The organism is Cobetia sp. LC6 (genome assembly GCF_030264805.1).
Taxonomy (GTDB): domain Bacteria; phylum Pseudomonadota; class Gammaproteobacteria; order Pseudomonadales; family Halomonadaceae; genus Cobetia.
The window spans coordinates 26,446-50,628 of record NZ_JASSPL010000014.1 but is presented as its reverse complement, the minus strand read 5'-3'; the positions used below and the strand labels follow the sequence as shown (position 1 = coordinate 50,628).

18 protein-coding genes are annotated in these 24,183 nt (G+C 63.8%); 14 read left to right on the top strand and 4 right to left on the bottom strand.

Features of this window, described 5'->3' with window-relative positions; translation table 11 throughout:
- Nucleotides 1-41: 41 nt before the first annotated feature.
- The 7 genes from QQF40_RS14665 to QQF40_RS14635 all read left to right on the top strand — a co-directional run bounded on the left by QQF40_RS14665 (nt 42) and on the right by QQF40_RS14635 (nt 11,028).
- A complete protein-coding gene (locus QQF40_RS14665; RefSeq protein WP_285461736.1) occupies nt 42-1,778 on the top strand; it encodes an alkaline phosphatase D family protein in 1,737 nt (578 codons plus the stop codon).
- Between the two features lie 363 nt (nt 1,779-2,141).
- Nucleotides 2,142-3,737, top strand: a complete 1,596-nt coding sequence (locus QQF40_RS14660) for a solute:sodium symporter family transporter (protein WP_175090470.1) — start codon at nt 2,142-2,144, stop codon at nt 3,735-3,737.
- 523 nt (nt 3,738-4,260) lie between these two features.
- Complete coding sequence (locus QQF40_RS14655) at nt 4,261-5,853, top strand: solute:sodium symporter family transporter (protein ID WP_175090469.1); 1,593 nt, start codon at nt 4,261-4,263, stop codon at nt 5,851-5,853.
- A 132-nt stretch (nt 5,854-5,985) separates the two neighbouring features.
- Nucleotides 5,986-6,873: a DUF2927 domain-containing protein gene (locus tag QQF40_RS14650; RefSeq protein WP_285461735.1), complete on the top strand. Its 888-nt coding sequence runs from the start codon at nt 5,986-5,988 to the stop codon at nt 6,871-6,873.
- Between the two features lie 144 nt (nt 6,874-7,017).
- On the top strand, nt 7,018-8,223 hold the full coding sequence (locus tag QQF40_RS14645; RefSeq protein ID WP_285461759.1) for an MFS transporter: 1,206 nt from the start codon (nt 7,018-7,020) through the stop codon (nt 8,221-8,223).
- A 115-nt stretch (nt 8,224-8,338) separates the two neighbouring features.
- Nucleotides 8,339-9,826 (top strand): YcjX family GTP-binding protein, encoded by a 1,488-nt coding sequence (locus QQF40_RS14640; RefSeq protein WP_285461734.1) that lies wholly within the window; start codon nt 8,339-8,341, stop codon nt 9,824-9,826.
- Nucleotides 9,823-11,028: a TIGR01620 family protein gene (locus QQF40_RS14635; RefSeq protein ID WP_254627188.1), complete on the top strand. Its 1,206-nt coding sequence runs from the start codon at nt 9,823-9,825 to the stop codon at nt 11,026-11,028. Before QQF40_RS14640 ends, QQF40_RS14635 begins: the two co-directional genes overlap by 4 nt.
- A 116-nt stretch (nt 11,029-11,144) precedes the next feature.
- Here QQF40_RS14635 and QQF40_RS14630 read toward each other — a convergent pair whose 3' ends face one another.
- Nucleotides 11,145-12,296 carry an oxidoreductase gene (locus QQF40_RS14630; RefSeq protein ID WP_285461732.1) on the bottom strand — a complete coding sequence of 384 codons (1,152 nt, stop codon included), beginning with the start codon at nt 12,294-12,296 and terminating at the stop codon, nt 11,145-11,147.
- A 284-nt stretch (nt 12,297-12,580) separates the two neighbouring features.
- On the opposite strand from QQF40_RS14630, the gene QQF40_RS14625 reads away from it, so the two are divergent.
- The 7 genes from QQF40_RS14625 (at nt 12,581) to glpQ (ending at nt 21,063) form a co-directional block, all read left to right on the top strand.
- On the top strand, nt 12,581-13,246 hold the full coding sequence (locus QQF40_RS14625; protein WP_285461731.1) for an SDR family oxidoreductase: 666 nt from the start codon (nt 12,581-12,583) through the stop codon (nt 13,244-13,246).
- Between the two features lie 184 nt (nt 13,247-13,430).
- Nucleotides 13,431-15,377, top strand: coding sequence for an exoribonuclease II (locus QQF40_RS14620; protein WP_175090465.1), 1,947 nt, complete (start codon nt 13,431-13,433; stop codon nt 15,375-15,377).
- Nucleotides 15,378-15,667: 290 nt separating this feature from the next.
- Nucleotides 15,668-16,045 carry a hypothetical protein gene (locus QQF40_RS14615; RefSeq protein ID WP_285461730.1) on the top strand — a complete coding sequence of 126 codons (378 nt, stop codon included), beginning with the start codon at nt 15,668-15,670 and terminating at the stop codon, nt 16,043-16,045.
- A gap of 696 nt (nt 16,046-16,741) precedes the next feature.
- Nucleotides 16,742-17,866 carry an N-acetylglucosaminyl phosphatidylglycerol synthase gene (gene gpgS / locus QQF40_RS14610; RefSeq protein ID WP_285461729.1) on the top strand — a complete coding sequence of 375 codons (1,125 nt, stop codon included), beginning with the start codon at nt 16,742-16,744 and terminating at the stop codon, nt 17,864-17,866.
- On the top strand, nt 17,859-18,701 hold the full coding sequence (gene gpgD, locus QQF40_RS14605) for an N-acetylglucosaminyl phosphatidylglycerol deacetylase (protein WP_175090462.1): 843 nt from the start codon (nt 17,859-17,861) through the stop codon (nt 18,699-18,701). Before gpgS ends, gpgD begins: the two co-directional genes overlap by 8 nt.
- A 63-nt stretch (nt 18,702-18,764) precedes the next feature.
- Nucleotides 18,765-19,769, top strand: a complete 1,005-nt coding sequence (gene gpgF, locus QQF40_RS14600) for a glucosaminyl phosphatidylglycerol flippase (RefSeq protein ID WP_175090461.1) — start codon at nt 18,765-18,767, stop codon at nt 19,767-19,769.
- A 133-nt stretch (nt 19,770-19,902) separates the two neighbouring features.
- Nucleotides 19,903-21,063 carry a glycerophosphodiester phosphodiesterase gene (gene glpQ, locus QQF40_RS14595; RefSeq protein ID WP_217485942.1) on the top strand — a complete coding sequence of 387 codons (1,161 nt, stop codon included), beginning with the start codon at nt 19,903-19,905 and terminating at the stop codon, nt 21,061-21,063.
- Nucleotides 21,064-21,296: 233 nt separating this feature from the next.
- Here the strand turns inward: glpQ and QQF40_RS14590 are convergent, their stop codons facing one another.
- The 3 genes from QQF40_RS14590 to sucC all read right to left on the bottom strand — a co-directional run bounded on the left by QQF40_RS14590 (nt 21,297) and on the right by sucC (nt 24,174).
- Nucleotides 21,297-21,839, bottom strand: coding sequence for a DUF302 domain-containing protein (locus QQF40_RS14590; protein WP_285461728.1), 543 nt, complete (start codon nt 21,837-21,839; stop codon nt 21,297-21,299).
- Nucleotides 21,840-22,135: 296 nt separating this feature from the next.
- Nucleotides 22,136-23,008: a succinate--CoA ligase subunit alpha gene (gene sucD, locus QQF40_RS14585; protein ID WP_043333998.1), complete on the bottom strand. Its 873-nt coding sequence runs from the start codon at nt 23,006-23,008 to the stop codon at nt 22,136-22,138.
- Entirely contained in the window at nt 23,008-24,174 is a 1,167-nt protein-coding gene (gene sucC / locus QQF40_RS14580; protein WP_175090459.1) for an ADP-forming succinate--CoA ligase subunit beta, read from the bottom strand. Before sucC ends, sucD begins: the two co-directional genes overlap by 1 nt.
- Nucleotides 24,175-24,183 lie beyond the last annotated feature (9 nt).

Genomic DNA, 24,183 nt, shown 5'->3' with positions numbered 1-24,183 from the left:
CTATCCCAACCTGACGCCAGATTGTTACAAGGAAGCCCCTCATGTCCCGCCGTCTGTCTGATCTGCTGCCTTTGCGCTCCTCTCGCAAGTCCCACGCCGCTCACGTTTCCCCCACCTCCCACACCTCCCCCGTCTCGCCAAGCACTGCGCCAGCCGGCAATGGTGCTGCACCAGGCACCCCCGCCGGTGCCCCGTCACGGATGGACCGCCGCCAGCTGCTGGGGCGCGGCCTGCAAGGCGCCGGGGTCGGGCTGCTGGCGACCACGGGCCTGCTCGGCGCCCCCGCGATCGTGATGGCCGAGGGACGACGACCTCGCATGCCCTCCGGTGTGATGAGCGGCGACGTGACCGCCAGCCGCGCCATGCTGTGGAGCCAGAGCGACAAGCCGGCACGCATGCTGATCGAACTGGCCGACAATCCCGAGATGCGCGGCGCCTTCCAGATGCGCGGTCCGGTGGCCCTGCCGACGGATGGCCTGACCAGCAAGCTCGACCTGACTCGCATCGGCACTCGCGCCAACGCCAGCGGCGAGGTCTTCTACCGGGTGCGCTACGCGGCGCTGGATGATCACCGCGCCATCAGCGAGGCCACAGCCGGTCGCCTGGTGTTGCCGCCCAGCGCGCAGGCACCGCGTGCGCTGCGCTTCGTGTGGTCCGGTGACACCGTCGGCCAGGGTTGGGGCATCAATCCGGACTTCGGTGGCCTGCGCCTCTACGAGACCATGCGCCAGGTCAAGCCGGACTTCTTCCTGCACTCCGGCGATACCATCTACGCCGATGGCCCGCTCAAGGAGAGCGTCACCCAGCACGACGGTAGCCTGTGGCGCAATATCGTCACGCCCGCCAAGTCCAAGGTGGCAGAAACGCTGGACGAGTATCGTGGCCAGTACGCCTACAATCTGATGGACGAGAACCTGCGCCGCTTCAATGCCGAAGTGCCGATGTTCGCCCAGTGGGATGACCACGAGACCACCAACAACTGGTACCCGGGCGAGATTCTCGAGGATGATCGCTACACCGAGAAGAATCTCGACGTGCTGTCCGCCAATGCGCGGCGCGCCTTCCTCGAGAACATGCCGCTGCGCACCGGCCCTGCCGCGCCGGAGCGCATCCACCGCAACTTCAGCTTCGGGCCGGGGCTCGAGATGTTCATGCTCGACATGCGCAGCTTCCGCGGTGCCAATTCCGCCAACCGCCAGACGGGGCGCGGGCCACAGACCGACTTCCTGGGTCGCGATCAGCTGGCCTGGCTCAAGCAGTCGCTCAAGGCCAGTACCGCCACCTGGAAGGTCATCGCCTCCGACATGCCCATCGGACTGCTGGTGCGTGACGGCGACAATTTCGAGAACGGCGCCAATGGGGATGGCGAGGCATTGGGACGCGAGCAGGAGATCGCCGAACTGCTCAAGTTCGTGCGCGATCACGACATCCAGAATCTGGTCTGGCTGACCGCCGATGTGCACTACACCGCCGCACATCACTACTCGCCCGAGCGCGCCGTATTCAAGGACTTCACACCTTTCTGGGAATTCGTCAGTGGCCCGATCCACGCCGGCACCTACGGCCCTGGCGAGCTGGACAACACCTTCGGACCAAGACTCGAATTCGTGAAGGCACCGCCTGAGGGACGGGCCAACATGTCGCCCAGCGAAGGCTTCCAGTTCTTCGGCCAGGTGGATCTCGATCCCGAGAGCGAAGCGCTGACCGTCACACTGAAAGACATCCACGGCGCCTCGCTCTACCAGCAGGTGCTGACCCCCTCCGGCGCCAGCGTCTGACAGCGGTGTCGGTTACTGACACCCGCTGCTGACTATCAGCTTGCGATACCAGCTTCTGACAACGACAACGCCCCGCCTCCTGCCGTCGATCGACACGCAAGAGGCGGGGCGTTCTGGTCATGGCGACAGGTCGACAGCCGCTACCGGGCTATGTCTGCACGAATCAGACAATTGCAGAAAAATGTCAGACAAATTATCAATGGTGAGGGTCCGGCATTTCTTTGACACTGATCGGCACGCTAGATGTCGGTCGCTGACAGCGTGTCTCGTGCTACCGCGCGCCAACGGTGAGGCATGTTCTGCAGACGATGGGCAGCTGAGCAAGCAGGCCTCCGAGCCCTGTTGTTCAACAAGGATAATGCCATGAACGCCCTCACCCTGAGCTCCTTCGTGTTCTTCACGGGGCTGGTCGCCGTGATCACCTGGTGGCTGACCCGTCGTGACGACCATCAACATTCCACCGGCTATTTCCTCGCCGGACGCAGTCTGACCTTCCCGATCATCGCAGGCTCCCTGCTGATGACCAACCTCTCCACCGAGCAGATGGTGGGCCTCAACGGCGCCGCCTTCACCGACGGCCTCTCCGTGATGGCCTGGGAAGTGGTAGCCGTGGTCTCGCTGGTCGCGATGGCCATGTTCTTCCTGCCACGCTTCCTCAAGAGCGGTATCACCACCCTGCCGGAACTGCTGGCACTGCGCTTCGATCGCACCACCCAGCTGCTGGCCAACCTGATCTTCATGCTGGCCTACGCCATCATCCTGCTGCCCAGCATTCTCTACTCCGGCGCCCTCGGTCTGATGGGCGTGCTCGACCTGCGAGCCCTGACCGGCATCGACTCGCAGATGGTGCTGCTGACCGGCACCGTGATCGCCGTCGGCATCGCCGGTGCCATCTATGCCCTCTTCGGTGGCCTGCGCTCCATCGCCATTTCCGACACTCTGAACGGCATCGGCCTGCTGATCGGCGGCATGATCATCGTCTACTACGGGCTGGACCGCGTCGGCGACGGCAACGGTATCCTCGCTGGCTGGGAGACGCTCAAGGAGACCCACCCGGAAAAGCTGAATTCGCTGGGCGGGGATGACCAGTCAGTGCCGGTCTCGACCCTGTTCACCGGGGTGCTGCTGCTCAACATGTTCTACTGGTGTACCAACCAGCAGATCATCCAGCGCACCTTCGCCGCCAAGACCCTCGCCGAGGGCCAGAAGGGCGTGCTGCTGACCGGTGCCCTCAAGCTGCTGGGCCCGCTGTATCTGGTGCTGCCGGGCATCATCGCCTTCCAGCTCTACGCCGGTGACGGCATCAAGGCCGACGCCGCCTATGGTCGGCTGGTCTTCGATGTGCTGCCCGCGCCGCTGACCGGCTTCTTCGCCGCGGCGATGGTCGGCGCGATCCTGTCGTCCTTCAACTCGGCGCTCAACTCCACCGCCACCCTGTTCAGCCTCGATGTCTACAAGGCACGCCTCAAGCCGCAGGCCAGCGATGAAGAGGTGGTCAAGGCCTCCAAGTGGGCCGGTTGGATCATGGCCGCCGCCGCGATGGCCATCGCGCCGCTGCTGGCGACCCAGGAAAGCCTGTTCGTCTACGTGCAGAAGGTGAACTCCATCTACTACATCCCGCTGTTGGCGGTGATCGTGGTGGGACTGATGTCCAAGCGCGTGCCGGCCATCGCCGCCAATCTGGCGCTGGTGCTCGGCTGCGCGGTCATCGGCCTGTTCTACTTCGTGCCGACGCTTTCCGAACTGGTCGATCGGGTGCACAACTTCCACTTCATCGCCATCGTGCTGGTGCTGTTGATCGCCATGATGCTGGTGATCGGCAAGCTGTCACCGCGCGCCGAACCCTGGATCCAGCAGGACGTCGGCGCCATCGACATGACGCCCTGGGCCGGCACTCGTATCGCCAGCATCGTGCTGCTGGTACTGGTGATGGCCATCTACCTGGCCTTCGCCAGCTGATCGCCCCACCCGCACGACGCGATCGCACGCCGCATGTCATCGTCATCGTCATCGTCATGACCTCACGACATGTGCGTACGAGATGAACGCACGACATGCTCACGCCAGCGCCCCGTCATCTTCACCGATGACGGGGCGCTGGCGTCTCTGACTGGGCATCAAAGGTGACCCGCAATGCGCGGTGAAAACCGCGACATGCGTCTTTTTACGACACTGCGATCAAAGCCTGATACCAGAGACTGAGAAGCAACGACCTCCTGTTCATTCTCAACGCTCAATCGACGCCAGCTGCACCTCAAAACCAACGTATGTTCTACAAATGGCGGATAGCGAGAAATCGGCAGATACCTACACTATCGCCAGTCTTGCCGTGAATGTTACCGGTGAGTCTCTTCACGGACGATGACACAGCCTGCTGTGTGCATTGCATCGCCACGGCTGGATCGGCATCGAATCATCTCCTCGGATCATGAGTCTGACCCCTTCTGATTCGACGCCGCACGCCTAAAGGAACCCTCCCCCCATGCATGCTCTGACACTTGTTTCTTTCGTGTTCTTTACCGGCCTGGTCGCTGTCTTGACCTGGTGGTGGACACACCGCGATGACACCTCGCATTCCACCGGTTACTTCCTCGCCGGACGCAGCCTGACCTTCCCGCTGATCGCGGGCTCCCTGTTGATGACCAACCTGTCCACCGAGCAGATGGTCGGCCTGAATGGCGCCGCCTTCACCGATGGTCTGTCAGTGATGGCCTGGGAAGTCATGGCGGTACTGGCCATGGTGGTGATGGCGATGTTCTTCCTGCCACGCTTCCTCAAGAGTGGCATCACCACCTTGCCTGAGCTGCTGGCCTTGCGCTTCGGACGCAGCACCGAGCTGATCACCAACCTGATCTTCCTGTTCGCCTACGCGGTGATCCTGCTGCCGATCATCCTCTACTCCGGTGCCATCGGCCTGCAGGGCATGCTGGACCTTCCCTCGCTGACCGGTATCAGCTCGCCCAATGCACTGCTGTGGATGACCATCTGGGTCGTCGGCATCATCGGTGCCATCTATGCCCTGTTCGGCGGCATGCGCTCCATCGCCATCTCCGACACCTTGAACGGCGTGGGCCTGTTGATCGGCGGCATGCTGATCGTCTATTTCGGCCTCGATGCCGTCAGTGATGGCCAGGGCGCGATGGCCGGCTGGGACACGCTGACCGCCGCCAATCCGGAGAAATTCAACTCAATGGGCGGCGAAGACCAGTCGGTACCCTTCTCGACTCTGTTCACCGGCGTGATGATCATCAACTTCTTCTACTGGTGTACCAACCAGCAGATCATCCAGCGCACCTTCGCCGCCAAGACCCTCGCCGAGGGCCAGAAAGGCGTGCTGCTGACCGGTGCCCTCAAGCTGCTGGGCCCGCTGTATCTGGTGATTCCCGGCATCATCGCCTACCACCTCTACGCCTCTTCCGGCGTCAAGGCCGACAGCGCCTACGGCCAGCTGGTGTTCGATGTACTGCCCGCACCGCTGACCGGCTTCTTCGCCGCGGCGATGGTCGGCGCGATCCTGTCGTCCTTCAACTCGGCGCTGAACGCCACCACCACGCTGTTCTCCACCGGCATCTACAAGGCGCATCTGCGTCGTGATGCCAGCGACGAGGAAGTGGTCAAGGTCTCCAAGGGCTTCGGCTGGGTGCTGGCGATCGCCTCCATGACCCTCGCGCCGCTGCTGGCCGGTCAGGAGAGCCTGTTCGGTTACCTGCAGAAGATGAATGCCATCTACTTCATCCCGATCTTCGCCGTGGTGCTGATGGGGCTGCTGACACGTCGCGTGCCGACCATCGCCGCCAACCTGGCACTGTTGATCGGCTGCAGCGTGATCGGGGTGGTCTACTTCGTGCCGGCCTTCTCCGGCGTGCTGGACGTGATCCACGAGTTCCACTTCGTCGGTCTGGTGTTCGTGCTGCTGATCGCGATGATGCTGATCATCGGCAAGCTGGCGCCGCGTGACGAGCCGTGGATCCAGCAGGATGTCGGCGCCATCGACATGACGCCCTGGAAAGGTGCCAAGGTCTGTGCACTGCTGCTGGTCGTGCTGGTGATCGCCATCTATCTGGCCTTCATCTGACGCCTGAAAGCCGCCTTTTTGGGACGGCAAATCGTCATCAAATGAGTATCACGCCCCGCGTTGCCCTCTCGGACACGCGGGGCGTTTGCATTTCAGGCATGCTGGACTGCATGTTCCCTGAAGAGGTCGCCCATGCTCTGCTTACCCCATCGCCAGCTCAAGGGGCTGTTCTTTTCCACGCTGAGGGCTTCTTTCGCTTCCTCGCTGAGGGCGCCTTGGGCACTCAAGGCGCTGGGGATCGGTCTGCTGCTGTCCTGTCTGGCCACCGTCAGCCCGAGCCAGGCCGCCGAGCGCTGGCAGCGGGCCGCTGTACTGGCGGACAGCTTCATGGAAGTGGCACTCAAGCGTGAATACCTGCTCGGCAGCAGCGCCTCGCTGGTGCGCTGGCAGAAACCGATCACGGTCTGGGTCGACTCGCAGCTGGGCGACTCATCTCTGCAGCGACAGATGAGCGAGATCCAGTTCCGTCATCTATCCACCATCACCGGTCATCCGCTGAGTTTCGTGCCTTCCGCCAGAGAGGCCAATCTGCGCATCGCCTTCATCGCCCGGGAAAACATGACGCGCGAGGCCGCCGCCTATGTCGGCAAGCAGCAGGCCGCCACCCCGGGCATGCGCAAGGCATTGCGGGAAGGCGTATGCCTGACGCTGTTCAAGACCGGGCCGGATCACGCCATCACCAGCGGCCTGATCCTGATCCCCGCGGACTATGCCCGCCAGAAGGCGCGCCTGGTGGACTGCGTCGTCGAGGAGAGCGCCCAGTTGATGGGGCTGCCCAATGATTCGGATAACGTCTTTCCCTCCGTCTTCAGTGACGTCACGGTGGATACCTGGCTGAGCCCGCTGGATTACGTGCTGCTCAAGATGCTGTATGCCTCGGAACTCTCCCCCGGCATGTCAGCTACACAGATCCGCGCTGCGCTGCCCGCAGTCATCCAGCGCCTTGCCGAGCAGGGCGAGCTGTCACACGCCATTCACCGTGTGCGCCAGGGCAGCCTGCGGGAATGGGCGGGAGACTAGGCTCGCCGTGAGCGCGACCCCGGGCATGGAGTTGGAACGCCTGGACGGAGTACAGGCATAATCAGGACAGGCGCACCGGGCGCCGATATCCGACGGAGCTGCGCCTTCATGCCACTATCTTCTCCCGCTGCCGACCGGGCACGCCTGCCCTTGGCCGTCACGCTGCTGTCGCTGTGTCAGGCCTTGCTGGTCAGCGGCAACATCCTGCTGATCGCGGTCTCACCACTGATCGGTGCCCAGCTGGCCTCGAGCAGCTGGTCGACCGCGCCGGTCGCCACCCAGTGGCTGGGACTGATGTGTGCCACCATTCCCGCCTCACTGATCACCGCCCGCCTCGGGCGGCGACGTGGCTTCGTGCTCGGCAATCTGTGCGGGCTGGCTGGCGCGGGGCTGGCCGTGCTGGCACTGCATCTGCAGCATTTCGGGCTGTTCCTGCTCGCCACCTGGCTGGTGGGCATCGGCATCGGCTTCGGTCAGCTGTATCGCTTCGCCGCGATGGAGGCCGCCCCGGAGGAGCAGCGCGAACGCGCCATCGGGCTGGTAATGGGGGGTGGCGTGCTGGCGGCCTTCTTCGGACCCTGGCTTGCCCGCACCAGTCATGCGCTGGCCGACACGCCCTTCCTGGGTAGCTTCATCGGGCTGGGGGCGCTCTATCTGGTGGCGCTTCTCTTGCTGGCCTTCATCCGCCTGCCCAGCGAGGACAATGCCCGGTCAGCCGACGGTGATGCAGTGGAACCTGCACGTCCATTGGGCGTGATCCTGCGTCAGCCGACCTTCCTGCTGGCCGTGCTCAGCGCGATGGTCGGCTATGGGGTGATGAATCTGGCGATGACGGCCACACCGCTGGCGATGGCCCATGCCGGACACGGCTTCGATCACGTCGCCACCACCATCCAATGGCATGTGGTCGCCATGTTCCTGCCGTCCTTCTTCACCGGGCGGCTGGTCGCCCGCTTCGGGTCGGGCACCATGATCGTGACCGGCTGCGCCTTCCTGCTGGCAAGTCTTGCCACCGCGCAGCTGCTGGCCGCCGACTACCTGACGGGAACCCAGGGGTTCTTCCTCGGTCTCATCCTGCTCGGCATCGGTTGGAACTTCACCTTCCTGCCCGCCACCACGATGCTGACCCACTGCCATCGCCCCAACGAGAAGGCCCGCACCCAGGCTGTCAACGAGTTCCTCGTCTTCACCACCGGGGCGGTGACGGCGCTGCTGGCCGGCCCCTTGGTCAGCACGCTGGGCTGGGCGCTGCTCAACCTGCTGCTGATCCCCGCCTGCCTGCTACCCATCGCCCTGCTGGTGTGGCGTCAGCTTGCCTTGCGCGCCGATCGCCCGCAGATAGAGGGTTGATGGCGAGCCGTACGGCGCACGCTGACAAGTCCCGGCCATCATCCAGCTCATCATCAACTGCCAGGATGCCATCACGTCGCGCCGCCGCCTCGCCCCCACTGACAGGGAATGCCTGATGTTCAACACCATGACCCGCAACGCCCGCCAGCTTGCCCGCGATGTGGGCCGCGAAGCACATGACCTGCTGGAGCGCGGTCTCGACCGCCAGCTGCGGCTCGCCGTCACGGGCCTGTCCGGTGCCGGCAAGACCGCCTTTCTCGTCTCGCTGATCGAGCAGCTGCGCCATGCCGGACTCGGCGCGCGCCTGGAACTGCTGCCTGCCGCACGCGACGGCCGCCTGCTCGGCGCGGAACGCGTCAGCCAGCCGGACCTCTCCATCCCGCGCTTTCCGCTGGAAGCCGGCCTGCGTTCGCTGTCCGGCCAGCAGTCACCCCACGGGCCCGAATGGCCGACGCCGACCCGCAGCATCAGCGAGCTGCGTCTCAAGATAGGCTTTCGCCCCACCTCGCGCGCCGCGCGCATGCTCGACAGCCAGCGCGCCACCCTGACGCTGGACCTGATCGACTATCCCGGCGAATGGCTGCTGGACCTGCCGATGCTGGAGCAGGACTTCAGCGGCTGGAGCAGTGAGTGCGAGACCCAGCTGGCCGACGGGCGTGGCGACTGGGCGCAGGACTGGATGGCGGCCATAGAGGGCCTGACACCGGACAGCGAAGTGGATGAAGACCGCCTCGCCGAGATCGCGAGCCTCTATACCGGCTATCTGCACGCCGCGCGCCGCAAGGGTGGCTTCGTCGACCTGACACCGGGCCGCTTTCTGCTGCCCGGCGAGCTGGACGAGGCGCCGGTGCTGCAGTTCTTCCCGCTGCCGGGGCTCGGTGACTGGACACCCGACGCGTTGGCCGCCCTGCCGGAAGCCAGCCTGTATCCCACCCTGGCGCGGCGCTTCGATCACTATCGCCGCCGCGTGGTGCGCCCTTTCTATCACGACCACTTCCGGCGCTTTGATCGCCAGATCGTGCTTATCGACGTGCTGGGCGCGCTGAATGCCGGCCCGGCGCCATTCCGCGACCTGAGCCGTGCACTGGACAAGCTGTTCGACAGCTTCGCCTATGGCCGCCGCCACCTGCTGGCGCGCCTGATGGACCGCCGCATCGACCGCCTGGCCATCGCCGCCACCAAGGCCGACCACGTCACGCCAGAGCAGCATGGCGCGATGCGCGACCTGCTCGAGCAGCTGCTGGCGGACCCGCTCAAGCGCCTGCGCTATCGCGATGTGCCACTCAAGGCCTTCACCATCGCCGCCATCCGCGCCAGTGAGGCGCGTGAGGTGGTAGAGAATGGCCAACGTCATCCGGCACTGGCGGGACAACTGTTAGGCGAGCACGAGGGAGCGGGCGACTCGGACACACAAGGCACTGGCCGCGAGTCCGTGCTGCTGTTCCCGGGCGAGGTGCCTTCACGGCTGCCCGACCCGAATTTCTGGGCCGAAAGCCGCTTCGACTTCCCCCACTTCGCGCCGCCGAAGATCGATGACAATGCGCCACCTCACATCCGCATGGACGCCGTGCTCGACTGGCTGCTGGGAGACCACCTGAAATGAACACCGAATCCCGCCATCCGCGCCCGGGCAAACGCTTCACGAGCCCCGATTCGGCGCAGGCCGATGCCGCCTCGCCCCCCTATGCCGAGCGCCCCACCGAGAGCGCATCGAAGAGCACGGCAGAGGCCCTGCGCGGCGCGCGTCACTTCTCGCCGGAGATGGAAAGCCAGCCGCTGGCGGCGGCCGAACCGGAACCCGCCACGCCGGGACTGGATGCGACGCTGAGCGCCCGGCCACGTCATCGCGGCCTCAAATGGCTGCTGCTCGGCACCCTGACACTCGGGGGTGTCGAAGCCGGTCATGCGCTCTATCAGGCGGCCATGGGCGGCGACCTGATCGCCGGCGCCTGGGGTCTGCTGGGCCTTGGCGCCATCGGGCTTGGCGCCCGTGCGCTGGGCAAGGAGCTCTTCAGGCTGCGTCACCTGCGCAGGCACGTCGCGCTGCGCGCCGAGCTGGAAGAGCATCAGCAGGATGACTTTGGCCAGGAGAGCTTTGGCCAGAAAAGCTTTGGCCAACAGGGCTTTGGCCAGCGCGGTGATGCGCTGTCCACGCCTGACGAGGATTCGGGCAAGGCAGGCGGCAAGGCCGACAGCCAGCAGGAAGACCTGCTCGAACAGCTGCGTCGCCAGATGAAGCTCGGCGATGATGACGCCGGCGTGCGCGCCTGGCGCGCCGCCTGTGAAGCGCATCACTCCCCATCGGAGCGCCGCGAGCTGTTCGCCTTCCACGTGCTGGGGCCGCGGGACCGTGAGGCGCGGCGTCTGATCTCGCGCATGAGTGGCGAGACAGCGGTGATGGTGGCGGTCTCGCCGCTGACCTGGGTCGACATGAGCCTGGTGGCCTGGCGCGGTCTGCGCATGATGGAGCGCCTGTCGCGCCTCTACGGGCTGGAGCTGGGCTATGCCAGCCGCCTGCGGCTGTTCAAGGAAGTGCTGGCCTCGATGGCCTTCGCCGGTGCCAGCGAACTGGCTGCCGAGGCCAGCATGGACCTGCTGTCGATGAATCTGGCCGGCCGCCTCTCCACCAAGGCCGGTCAGGGACTGGGCAGTGGCCTGATGAACGCACGTCTCGGCCTGCGAGCCATGCGCCTGCTGCGCCCCATCCCCTTCCATGCCGAGGAGGTGCCGCGCATCGGTGAGCTGCGCGCGGAGCTGTTCTCGCGCATGCGCAAGGCCGACAAGGGCGAGAACGACCCGAGCTGAGCAGGCCGCGTCCTCGCCTGCCACTGCCTTGAAAAACAAGACGCGCGCCTCTGATAGCTGGCCATTCGGGCCTTCAGGGCGCGCGTCTTTCGTGAGTCATCTCACCTTCGATGGTTTCAGCCTTCGCTGGCGATGCCGGCCTCCAGCCACTTCATCACGCGCAGCGCCTCATGGGGTGAAGTCGGATTGCCGCCCTGGCCACGAATGCAGTCGCGCAGCCCCGCATACCAGGCCGGATAGTCGCCATCGCGGCCCTGATGGGTGCCACCCACCAGCACCTGCTCGCCTTCGGCGCCATCCGGGTCGGCCTCCAGCACGGTCAGCATTCCGGGACGCGCATCCCGCCCCCACTGGCGCGCCTGGCGCTCCAGCGGGTCACGCGAGGGCCAGTCACCGGCCTTGAGGCAATCCTCCTGAGGGTCGAGCCCGAATACCACGTAGCTGCCACGGGTACCGTGTGCGGCAAAGCGTGCCGTCGGCGCCGCCGTCAGTGCACTGGCGTGCAGCTCCACTACCAGACCCGGGTGCCTTGGATGGTGGGCGTAATCGAGCACGGCGTGGAAGAAATCATCGGTCACCGCGCCCTCGCGCTGGGCGCGACGCGTGAGCTGGATGGTGCTCGGTTCGCCGAACAGGCACAGCGCCTGATCCAGCAGATGCGGACCGAGGTCATACCACAGGCCGCTGCCGGGCAGTGCCTGCTCACGCCAGCGGTTCGGCACCGTAGGACGGAAGCGGTCGAAGTGGGATTCCAGATGCGCGATACGGCCCAGCGTGCCGTCGTTGATCAATTCCGCCAGCGTCAGGAAGTCGGCATCGAAGCGCCGATTGTGAAATACCGCCAGCACCCGTCCGGCCTGCTCGGCCTGGCGGGTCAGGGCCTCACCTTCTTCAAGCGTCACCGTGAAGGGCTTGTCGACGACCACATGCTTGCCTGCCGCCAGCGCTGCAGAGGCCAGCGGAGCGTGGGTCTCGTTGGGCGTCGCGATGATGATCAGGTCGATGTCGTCACGCGCAAGCAAGGCCTCAGGGGTGGCCTCCACCTCCAGCTGCGGACGCTCGGCCCTGACGATCTCGGGCCGCGAGGTGGACAGTGCCACCAGCGCCAGCCCGTCCGTGGCCTCGATCAAGGGCGCGTGGAAGGTGCGCACCGCCATGCCATAACCGATCAGCCCGACCCGGATCGCGCTCTCGGAGGGGAAGGCGGCGCCGTGCCATGCGGCAGTGTCGCTGTGCTCATCATTATCGGGGTGGGCTATGCGGCTCATCGGGCATCCTTGTCGTTGGCGCAATCTTTGGGGAGTCGTACCTGGCAGCGCCATCCTAGCAAGGCTCCCGTGCCACAGACAGAGATGACAGCCGCCTTTAATGCTTGACCATCGCAGACTTCATCCCGCGAGCGAGGCGCCGCGTAATGCCCGCGATTGAACGGCCCCCTTGAAGTCTCGTGATTCAGCCCGCAGACCTTGCTCTACAAGGAGGGGCGTGGCAGTGAGTGGGAATACCACTCGCAAGCCACCTCGCCCATTTGATTCGCGAAGGAGCAGACAGCATGCGCAAGACGCTCATCATCGGTGCCAACGGCAAGATCGGTCGTCAACTCTGCGAGAAGGCTCAGGCCGCCGGCGAACCCATCGTGGCGATGATCCGCTCGACCGAGCAGCAGAGCTGGTTCCATGATCGCAGCATCCCGACGGTACTGGGCGACCTGGAAGGCGAGATGCGCCAGGCCTTCTATGGCTGCGATCAGGCGGTGTTCGTCGCGGGCTCCGGCCCGAACACCGGCCCGGACAAGACGCTGACTATTGACCTGCATGGTGCGATGCGCACCGCAGAGCTGGCCGCCGAATTCGGGCTGTCGCGCGTGATCCAGGTCAGCTCGATCCGCTCCGAGACACCACTGGCCGGCCCGGCAGCGATGCGCCCCTACTTCGCGGCCAAGAAGGCGGCCGACCTGTGCCTCGCCGAGAGCGGCCTGCGTCATGTCATCGTCAAGCCCGGCCGTCTCACCAACGACAGCGGCAGCGGCAAGCTGACCCAGAACGCCGATGACTCCGACGAGATGCAGGTCTCGCGCGCCAATGTCGCCGAGTTCCTGCTTGGCTTGATCAAGGCTCGCGAGATCGGTGGCCGTCAGCGCAAGGCGCCCATCTTCACCCTGTTCGACGGTGATACCCCGGTTTCGCGTCTGATCAACGCCACGGCGACCGCCGACTGAGCGCGCGCCTGAGCCTGTGACAAGGTACGCAGGCAGGCCGCTTTCACCTGGGTTGCCCGCGGTTGTCCCACCGCTCATCCACGCCTGCGCGCAGCCCGCGCGGGCGTTGGGCCATCTGGCCGCTTTCCCCCCATGCTCCATGTCCGTATAGTGAGCCACTGACCCCGCCAACAGAACTTCCGAAATGCTGCAGAACAATTCGCTGCTGGCGCAGCTGAAAGATCAAATCCGCCAGGAAATTCCCCGTGTCACGGGGGTGATCAAAGGCACCGACAAGGGCTTCGGCTTCCTCGAATGCGAGGACGGCGAGTCTTACTTCGTGCCGCCACCCGCCATGAAGCAGGTACTGCACGGCGATACCGTCGAAGCGACCGTCAAGGTGGAAGGTGAGAAGAAGTCCGTACAGCCGGAAGTGCTGATTGAGACGGGTGTCGATCGCTTCGTCGCTCGTGTCGGCAAACGTGATGGCCGCCTGAACGTGATGCCGGATCACCCGTCCATCAACACGCGCATGAAAGCGCGCGTGAAGCGTGGCATCAATGAGGAAGCCCTCAATGATGGCGACTGGGTCGTGGCACGTCTGCTGCGTCACCCGATGCGCAAGGATGACCGCAGCTTCTTCGCCCAGATAGAGGAAGTCATCGCCGAGGTGGACAACCCGCGCGTGCCATGGCGTGTCACCCTGGCGCGCCATGCGCTGGAACAGGCCTCACCGGAGGGCGGCAACGACTGGCCGCTGCTGGATGAGGGCCTGACCCGCGAAGACATGACCCACGTGCCCTTCTTCACCATCGATGGTGAGAAGACGCGTGACATGGATGACGCCCTGCACATCGTCGAGCGCCCGGAAGGCGGCTGGACCCTGAGCATCGCCATCGCGGACCCGACCGCCTACGTGCCGGAAGGCAGCCCTGTCGACGAAGAGGCGCGCACGCGCTCCTTCACCGTCTACCTGCCGAGCCAGAACGTCACCATGCTGCCGGAAATCCTGGCCGATGACCTGTGCTCGCTGAAGGAAGGTGAAGACCGTCCGACGCTGATGTGCATCGTCGACATCGATACCGATGGCGTGATCGGTGAGCCGAAATTCTTCGCGGCCACCATGCGCTCCCACCACCGCCTGACCTACGACAACGTCTCCGATTGGATCGAAGGCCAGGAAGGCAGCTGGAAGCCGGAAACCGAAGAGCTGGCCGAAGGACTGCGTCAGCTGGAAGCCTTCACCCAGGCGCGTATCGCCTGGCGTGCACGCAATTCCCAGGTCTTCCGCGAGCGTCCGGATTTCGAGTTCGAACTGGATGAGGAAGGCAACGTGCTCAACGTACGTGCCGACCACCGCCGCATCAGCAATCGCATGATCGAAGAATCCATGATCACCGCGAACCTGAGCTGCGCACGTCTGCTCTCCAAGCACATCGGTCACGGTATCTTCAACGTGCACCAGGGCTTCGCGCCGGAGAAGTACGACGACACCATCGAGTTCCTGGCTGGCCAGAACATCACCGCCACGCCGGAACAGCTGGGCAGCCTGGAAGGCTACCGCCTGATCCGTCAGGAGCTGGACAGTCGCGAAGACACCTGGCTGGACGTGCGCATGCGTCGCTTCCAGGGTTACACCGTGATGTCCGCACAGCCGGGGCCGCACTTCGGTCTGGGTCTGGAAGCCTACGCGACCTGGACCTCGCCGATCCGCAAGTACGGCGACATGGTCAACCACCGCTTGATCAAGCGTGTGATTCTCGGCCAGGACGTGCCGGCGGAAGCCACCGAGCAGCTGACCGAGCACCTCAGCGAACGTCGTCGTCTCAACCGCATGGCCGAGCGTGATGTGAAGGACTGGCTCTACGTGCGCTACCTGACCAAGGCCGCCGAAGAACAGCAGGTCTTCACTGGCGAGATCATCGACATCCGTCGTGGCGGCATGCGCGTGCGTCTGGAAGAGAATGGCGCCAGCGTCTTCATTCCGGCACCGCTGATCCACAGCGATCGCAAGAAGGTCGCGATCGATGACAAGGAAGGCCGCGTGCGCATCGAAGACGAGCTGCGTTACTCACTGGGCGACATCATCAAGGTCTCCTTGACCGAAGCCCGTGAAGAGCGTCGTTCACTGGTAGGTCGTCCGGCCGAATAAGCCGCGACCCACCACTGCCGTATGTAACTGCCTTGTGATCATGGGCAATTGCCCCGGCCATCTACGCCCCGGAGCGCTCTGCGCCCGGGGCGTTTTTCGTTCTCGTGTATTGCGTATACGGTGCGTGTACCAAGCGTGAGAAATTGTAATTTTGTGAAACAGAAGCTCACGCTATACTCCTCACATCGACACACGACATCTGCTTTCACTGCTGCAGCGTTACTGGATTGACCAAGCGCGAATGACTGAAGCCTGTCCCTGATGAAGTTCGTCCATGCGAGGACCCGGAAATGAAAACTCATCGCTCCACTGCAGCTACCTCACTGCGTCACCTGGCCGAGCATGCCGCCATCGTTCGTCACCCGGCCATGAGCTATGCCCGTGTCGACTCCGGAGCAGATAGCAGCTCAGGCAGAAGCTCGGATGGCAGCTCCACCTCTCCGGAGCGCCAGCGTGAGATTCAACGTGAAGCGATGGAACATGTCGCGATGCTGCTGGAACGTGATCGTCGCCGGACCCGCAACCGTCTGCTGCTGGCCGCCGGCCTGCTGCTGAGCCTTGTGCTGCTCGCCAGCCAGCGCCCAGCCGAGCCGGAAGCCGCCTTCTCGCAGGAGCTTGGCCAGGCCATGCCCAGCGCCCTGCACCTGTCCCGGCATGGACTGGCGTGATGACGCCCGATCTCCATCCATCAGGACAGATAACGATGCCAGGACCCCATGCAACACCAGGCACGGATGCCAGACATGACTGAGTCGATCCACTGCTAGATCCTGCAATGCCCGCTCCGGCGACCCTCCCCCTGTCGCCCCCTGTATTCCTGTAGTGCACGCACTTGCCCTGTCCGGTGGCTCCGGACAGGGTCTTTTTTTGCCTGTCGTAGGGCTTTTCTTGCCCGGCGCAGCTGAGAGGCCAGCTGCCGCACTCCCTCCTGAACCATCGCCAGCATGGCGAAACATCTTTCTTCCCCTCGCAGTGAACCGGATGCCAGAAGCCTGATGTCAGGGGCCTTATGCCAAGAGACTGAGCGCAGGAGCGCATCGCACCAACCTTGTTCCCTGTTGTCACACAGTCCAGTCATCTCCTGATGTAACGTCACTGCCAGGCGCAGTGTGGAATATCGCGTGGCGAGGCGTCTCGTCACGCGCGACACCGCATGTCATGCCTCGTACCCTTGGTTTCACGTCGGGTTCCCCCCATGACTGACCAGAGGCTCGTTCGTCAATGCCACTGGCTAGCTGGAATCCGTGTGTTCGATTGCGTCTTTCTCTAGCCCTCTGAAGCACGACAAGGCAGCCATGGCAGGCAGTGACGTCGGGATTCATCTTCATCGCGCACGACCGGTAAAGCGGTCTTGAGGAGTCCGTGTGCATATCGCTGACATGACCATGTTCCATGCCCCCTCCAGTGGCGGGGTCAGAACCTACCTGGAAGCCAAGCGACGACGTCTGCGGAAGCGGCCTGATGTTCGTCACAGCCTGCTGGTCCCCGGTGAGACCACCAGCGTCAGTGATGACCTCTACAGCGTGCCGGCACCGCCCATTCCCTTCGGCAACGGCTATCGCTTCCCCCTGCGCCGGGGCGGCTGGGTCAGCACGCTGCTGGCACTGCAGCCGGATGTCATCGAGGCTGGCGACCCCTACGTCACGGCGTGGGCAGCACTCGATGCCGGTCGCAAGCTCGATGCCCCGGTGCTGGGCTTCTATCACTCGGACCTGCCACGCCTGATCACCAATCGTCTGGGTGAATGGTCAGGGGCCAATGTCGATCGCTACGTCAAACGCCTCTATCGCCACTTCGATCGCGTACTGGCCCCCAGCCAGGTGATGGCCGACCGACTCGACCGGCTCGGTGTCGCCAATGTCCATATCCAGCCACTCGGAGTCGATCTCACCACCTTCCACCCTGACTGCCGCGATGAGGGTCTGCGTGGTGAGCTTGGTCTGGAAGACCACGTGCGACTGCTGGCCTTCGCCGGACGCGGCTCACGCGAGAAGAATCTGGATGAGCTGCTGGAGGCCGCTCGCCTGCTCGGCCCCGACTACCATCTGCTGTTGATCGGCTCGGGCATGCCGCGACATCTACCCGACAATGTCAGCGTGACCGGGCATTTCTGCAGCAGCACCGAAGTGGCGCGTCTGGTGGCCTCGGTGGATGTGCTGCTGCATGCCGGCACCCAGGAAACCTTTGGCCTGGTGGTGCTGGAAGCCATGGCCTGTGGTACGCCGGTGGTGGCGGCACGCGCAGGCGCCTTGGCTGAGAATGTGCCACTGGGCTGCGGTCAGCTCTGCAACCCGCACTCGCCGCATGCCATGGCGCGTGCCGTACAGGAAGTCTTCGCCAATGACCCCGTGGCACTGGGCCGCCAGGCGCGTCGTCATGTCGAGAAGCATCACGCCTGGGACCGTGTCGTGGATGGTCTGCTCGGGCATTATCACGCGGTCACCGGGACTCGCATGCAACCGGTACTGGAAGAGGTGACCCATGGCTGAGTCGCCACCTGCCAAGCAGCACTTTCTGCTGGTCCTGCATGATGTCGCGCCCGAGACATGGTCCGACTACCGGGACTTCGTCGCCGAGGTGGATGCCCTCTGCCAGGCACGCCTGAATCATCCCTGTCCGATCACCTGGCTGGTGGTACCTGATTTCCATCATCGCAGCGCCCTGGAAGACGCTCCCGAATTCATCGCCCTGCTGGACTCTCGCCGCCAACAGGGAGACGAGCTTGCCCTGCATGGCTTTTATCACTGCGATGACGCGCCAGCCCCCCGCACCCCGCGCGATTACCTGATGCGCCGCGTGCTGACCTGGGAGGGTGAGTTCTACCCCCTCGATGAGGCCGAAGCCAGACGTCGCCTGTTGGAAGGCGCCGCACTCTTCAAGCGTCTTGGTTGGCCGCTGGAGGGCTTCGTGGCTCCCGCTTGGCTGATGAGCGACGGCACTCGTCAGGCGCTGAAGTCCCTCGACTTCCGCTACACCAGCGACCCCCAGCATCTCTATCGACTACCTGACTTCACGGTCATCGATGCGCCCGGACTGGTCTGGAGCGCACGCTCAGCGCCCCGCCGTCTGATGTCGCAGTGGGTGACGCAGCGCAAGCTGAGCCGCGAGCAACAGGCGCCAGTGTTGCGTCTGGGCCTGCATCCGGTCGATATGCGCCATGCACGCTCACGCCAGTATTGGCTGACGCTGGTCGAGCGCCTGCTCGATGAGGGGCGCCTGCCGATGACCAAGATCGGGTGGCTGACCCAGCAGGGGCTGCTCACCCCCGCCACGCCTGACATGACGCAACTGAACTCGCACCAGGCGGAACACAGTGCTGCCTGAGACCCACCCACCCGATGAGTCCCGTTGTATGGGCCTTGTATCAACCCGCTGCGGGAATCTGCCATGAATCGTGCCCTCTGGTTACTGGGTGCTGGCCTTGTGATGGTCATCGCGATACCGCTGGTGCTGGGTGGCAGTGGACTGGGCGGCCAGTTGCGCCAGTTCCCCCTCGACACCTTCCTCCTGATGCTCTGCATGATCGTCATGTGCTGGAACCTGAACGCCGGCCGGCTGCGTCTACTGCTGGCCGGACGTGGCGGTCATCTGGGGCAGCGGCGCGCCGTCGGCATGGTGATGGCGACCGAATTCGCCATCAGCGCCACCCCCGGCGGCAGCGGCGGCCCGCTTACCCTGATGGGGCTGCTGTCACGTCAGGGGGTGCGCCCGGCGCAGGCCACGGCAGTATTCGCGGTCGATCAGATCACCGACATGCTGTTCTTCCTCTCGGCACTGGCCAGCATCGGGCTCTACGCCCTCTCGCATACCATCGACCTGCGCCTGGGGTGGATGCTGGCCGTGCCGGCGCTGCTGCTGATCATCGGCTTTGGCCTGCTGGCTGCGCTGGGCAAGCACCATCGGCGCCTGCTCAAGACCAGCGGACGCCTGCTGCGCTGGCTCAAGGTACGCCATCGCTCACGCGTCAAGCTGGCGAGGGGTCTGATCCACTTTCGCCATGCGCTGGTCGAGACGCTCGCCCTGCCGCGCCTGACACTGAGCCTGATCTTCCTGCTCTGCTGCGCGCATTGGCTGCTGCGCTACTCGATCCTCTATCTGGCCGTGTCCGGGCTGGGGCAGGACATCGACTGGAGCTGGACCTTCATCGTGCAGATGCTCTCGCTGGCAGCGGGCCAGCTGACGCTGTTGCCCGGCGGTGCCGGAGGCGCGGAGCTGTCCTCCACCGCCCTGCTCAGCCCGATGATCGGCGCCGCCAGTGCCGCGGCGGCCGTGGTGATATGGCGGGCCGTGACCTTCTATTTCTACCTGATCGCCGGCGCTCCGGTGTTCTTCGTGATGGCGGGACGCAGCATGCTGGGAAGCTTGCTCAAGCGTCGCTCGGCGACCACATGACCGAACGACCGAGCAGCGGCTCTTGCTCATCATTAAAAACACTTGATCATCGCCTTATGAATAAGAATTTGTTATGTTGGCAGACGGCTTTATTGAACGGCCATACAATAACCACAGCTCAAGGTGATCTCACATGCCGCATCCTTCCCAGTGTCACCCGACTTCCGCCCGCATTCGTCGCCCGCTGGCCATGATGGGCGTGGTCGGCTCTCTGCTGGCCACCTCGACCTCAGCGGCACTCGCTGATGACAGGCCTCTGCGCAGCATCGACCCCGGCCATGGCACCGACAAGGTCGTGGTCGCCCACCGGGGGGCCTCGGGCTACCTGCCCGAGCACACACTCGCCGCCAAGGCGATGGCCTACGCCCAGGGCGCCGACTTCCTCGAGCAGGACGTGGTGATGAGCAAGGACGACCAGCTGGTGGTACTGCACGACCGCTTCCTGGATCGCGTGACCAATGTCGCCGAGGTTTTCCCCGAGCGTGCGCGCGACGATGGCCGCTACTACGCCATCGACTTCACGCTGGATGAGCTGCGCAAGCTGTCGTTCAGCGAGGGCTTCACCGTCAAGGATGGCGAGCAGGTCGCCGACTACCCTGAGCGCTTCCCGCTGGGCAAGTCGCACTTCGGCCTGCATACCCTGAGTGAAGAAATCGAGATGATCCAGGGCCTGAATCACTCCACCGGACGCGATGTCGGCCTGTACGTGGAGATCAAGGCACCCTGGTTCCACCAGTCGGAAGGCAAGCAGGTCTCCCGAGCCGTGCTCGAGACCCTCAAGCAGTACGGCTACGTCGCGCACGATGACAACGCTGTCGTACAGGTCTTCGACCCCAATGGCCTCAAGCGCATCCACGACACGCTGCAGCCTGAGCTGGAGATGGACCTGCGCCTGGTACAGCTGATGGGCGAGACCAGCTGGGACATGACCTTCCAGCCGGATGCGGATGGCAAGCTTGAGCCCTACGACTATGACTGGATGTATCAGGAAGGCGGCATGCAGCGCATCGCCACCTACGCCGATGGCATCGGGCCATGGAAACCGATGGTGATCGAAGACAGCTCGACCCGGGACGACATCAAGGTCACTCCGATGGTCGAGGAAGCCCATGCGCAGGGCCTGATCGTGATGCCCTACACCTTCCGCCTCGATGAAGGGCGCATCCCCGACTGGGCCAGCGATTACGATGACATGCTGCGCGCCTTCTTCATCGACGCCAAGGTAGATGGTGTCTTCACGGACTACCCGGACCGCGCCGTGCAGTGGCTGAAGCAGCACGGTGATGCTCTGTAAGCAGCTCTGAAAGCAAACCCTGCAAGCCCTGTCTGCAAGCCCTGTCTACAAGCCCTGTCTGCAATCCCTCCCTGCAAGACAGGTGGTTAGGGGGCCATCAAAAAGCCGGACTCCATGAGGAGTCCGGCTTTCTCGTCCTGCTTGTTTCTCGTCCTGCTTGATTGGCAGCGATCGATCGTCAGTTCCCGTTGTCAGTTCACGATATCAGTATCGACACGTGGTGCGCGCTACCTTCATTGACCCGCCGCTTCGGCGGCCAGCCCCTTGAGCAGCCCGGCGATCTTGTCCAGCGGTAGCTTGCAGTCGCCCAGATCATGACGATTGGCCATGTACTGCGGGTCATTCCACTCGATCACGCTGCCGCCCTCCACGGCACGAATCAACATCTTCTGCGGCAGGTCCAGGGCGGCCGCTCCATTGCACTGCATCAACAGAGTGCCCACCTTGGGATTGCCGAAGACGACGGTATGCGTCGCAGGCAGCTCCATGCCCGCCTTCTTGGCTCCCGCTTCATGATCGATGACGCTGAACAGCGTCAGCCCCTTGGCCTCGATCGCCGTCTCGAGACGCGCCTGGACGGAGGCGACATCATCACGACTGGTCACCGACTCGATGCCCTTGGCAGGCACCTGCATGCTCGCTGAAGCTTCAGGGGCGGAGGCTGCCGCCGCGCCGGAATCTGCACTGGCAGCCAGCGGTACGCCAGCAGCCAACGGCAGGGACAGCAGCGCCAGCAGGCGCGCGGAACGCGTGAGGGCGGGGAATGACTTGAGCATGGAACATCCTTATCAGTGAGTCGTGTTGCGCCGTGGGGCATCTGCACGTGTCGCTTGGTCAGGTGCCAATGAACAGTCATCAGATTAGCAACTGCTTGATATGAACGCACCTGTCGCGCCTGTACCTGTGAAACACCTCGCCCTCGCGCACGTCACCGGCTGCAGGTAGAACCGCCGGCATGCACTCGGGAGAGACTGTTGAGGGCCAGAAACGAAAAAAGGGCAGGCCCTGTGGGCCTGCCCTTTCGGTGACATGCGATCCGCTTGGCGCCGATCGCTGTCAGGAGATCAATGGCTTACCAGCCAGTGACTTCCTTGATGGCATCGCCGATCTGCGCGAGTGAACGCACAGTCTTGACGCCAGCCGCTTCCAGAGCCGCGAACTTCTCGTCGGCAGTACCCTTGCCGCCGGAGATGATGGCGCCTGCATGGCCCATGCGCTTGCCCGGAGGCGCAGTCACACCAGCGATGTAGGAGACGACCGGCTTGGTGACGTTCGCCTTGATGTAGGCAGCCGCTTCTTCTTCAGCAGAACCGCCGATCTCGCCGATCATGACGATGGCTTCGGTCTTCGGGTCCTTCTCGAACATCTCGAGGATATCGATGAAGTTGGAACCCGGGATCGGGTCGCCGCCGATACCGACACAGCTGGACTGACCGAAACCGTGGTCAGTGGTCTGCTTGACGGCTTCGTAGGTCAGGGTGCCGGAACGGGACACGATACCGACCTTGCCCGGCTGGTGGATGTGACCCGGCATGATACCGATCTTGCACTCACCCGGAGTGATGACACCCGGGCAGTTCGGACCGATGACGCGCGCGCCCAGCTCGTCGCACTTGACCTTGACTTCCAGCATGTCGAGAGTCGGCACGCCTTCGGTGATGCAGACGATCAGCTTGATGCCTGCATTGGCCGCTTCAAGGATGGAATCCTTGCAGAACGGTGCCGGCACGTAGATGACGGACGCTTCAGCGCCAGTCTCGGCAACGGCTTCGGCGACGGTGTTGAACACCGGCAGGCCCAGGTGAGTCTGACCACCCTTGCCCGGCGTCACGCCACCGACCATCTTGGTGCCGTAGGCGATGGCTTGTTCAGAGTGGAAGGTACCCTGGCCGCCAGTGAAGCCCTGGCAGATCACCTTGGTGTTCTTGTCGATCAAAATGCTCATTACTTGCCCTCCGCAGCTTTGACAACCTGCTGCGCCGCGTCAGTCAGGCTGGTAGCAGCGATGATGTTCAGACCGCTTTCGGCCAGCTTCTTGGCGCCGAGTTCAGCGTTGTTACCTTCCAGACGCACCACGACCGGCACGTTGACACCGACCTGCTCGACGGCACCGATGATGCCTTCGGCGATCATGTCACAACGTACGATGCCGCCGAAGATGTTCACCAGAACAGCTTTGACGTTGTCGTCGGACAGGATGATCTTGAAGGCTTCTGCAACGCGTTCCTTGGTAGCACCGCCACCCACGTCGAGGAAGTTGGCCGGCTTGCCGCCAGACAGGTTGACGATGTCCATGGTGCCCATCGCCAGGCCTGCGCCGTTGACCATGCAGCCGATGTTGCCGTCGAGGGCAACGTAGTTCAGTTCGAACTGGGCAGCATGCGCTTCACGCTCGTCTTCCTGGGACGGATCGTGCATCGCCTGCAGATCCGGGTGACGGTAGACGGCGTTGGCGTCGATGTTGATCTTGCCGTCGAGGCAGTGGAGGTTGCCTTCGTCGGTGATGACCAGCGGGTTGATTTCCAGCAGCGCGAAATCCTTGTCGGCGAACATCTTCGCCAGACCCAGGAAGATCTTGGTGAACTGCTTGATCTGGGTCGGGTTCAGACCCAGCTTGAAGGCCAGTTCACGCGCCTGGTACGGCTGTGCGCCGACCAGCGGATCGATCTCGGCTTTCAGGATCTTTTCCGGCGTCTCTTCAGCAACCTTCTCGATTTCCACGCCGCCTTCGGTGGAAGCCATGAAGACGATGCGACGAGTGGTGCGGTCAACGACGGCGCCCAGGTACAGCTCTTCGGCGATGTCGGTGCAGTTCTCGACGAGAATCTTGGTGACCGGCTGACCATTTTCGTCAGTCTGGTAGGTCACCAGGTTCTTGCCCAGCCACTGGGTCGCGAAGTCGGAAGCGGCTTGTGCGCTGTCGACCAGCTTGACGCCGCCAGCCTTGCCGCGGCCACCAGCGTGGACCTGTGCCTTGACGACCCACTTGTCGCCGCCAATCTTCTTGCACGCTTCAGCAGCGTCTTCCGGGGTGTCAACGGCAAAGCCCTTGGACACCGGCAGGCCATAGTCGGCAAAAAGTTGTTTTGCCTGATATTCGTGAAGGTTCATCGTGTCATG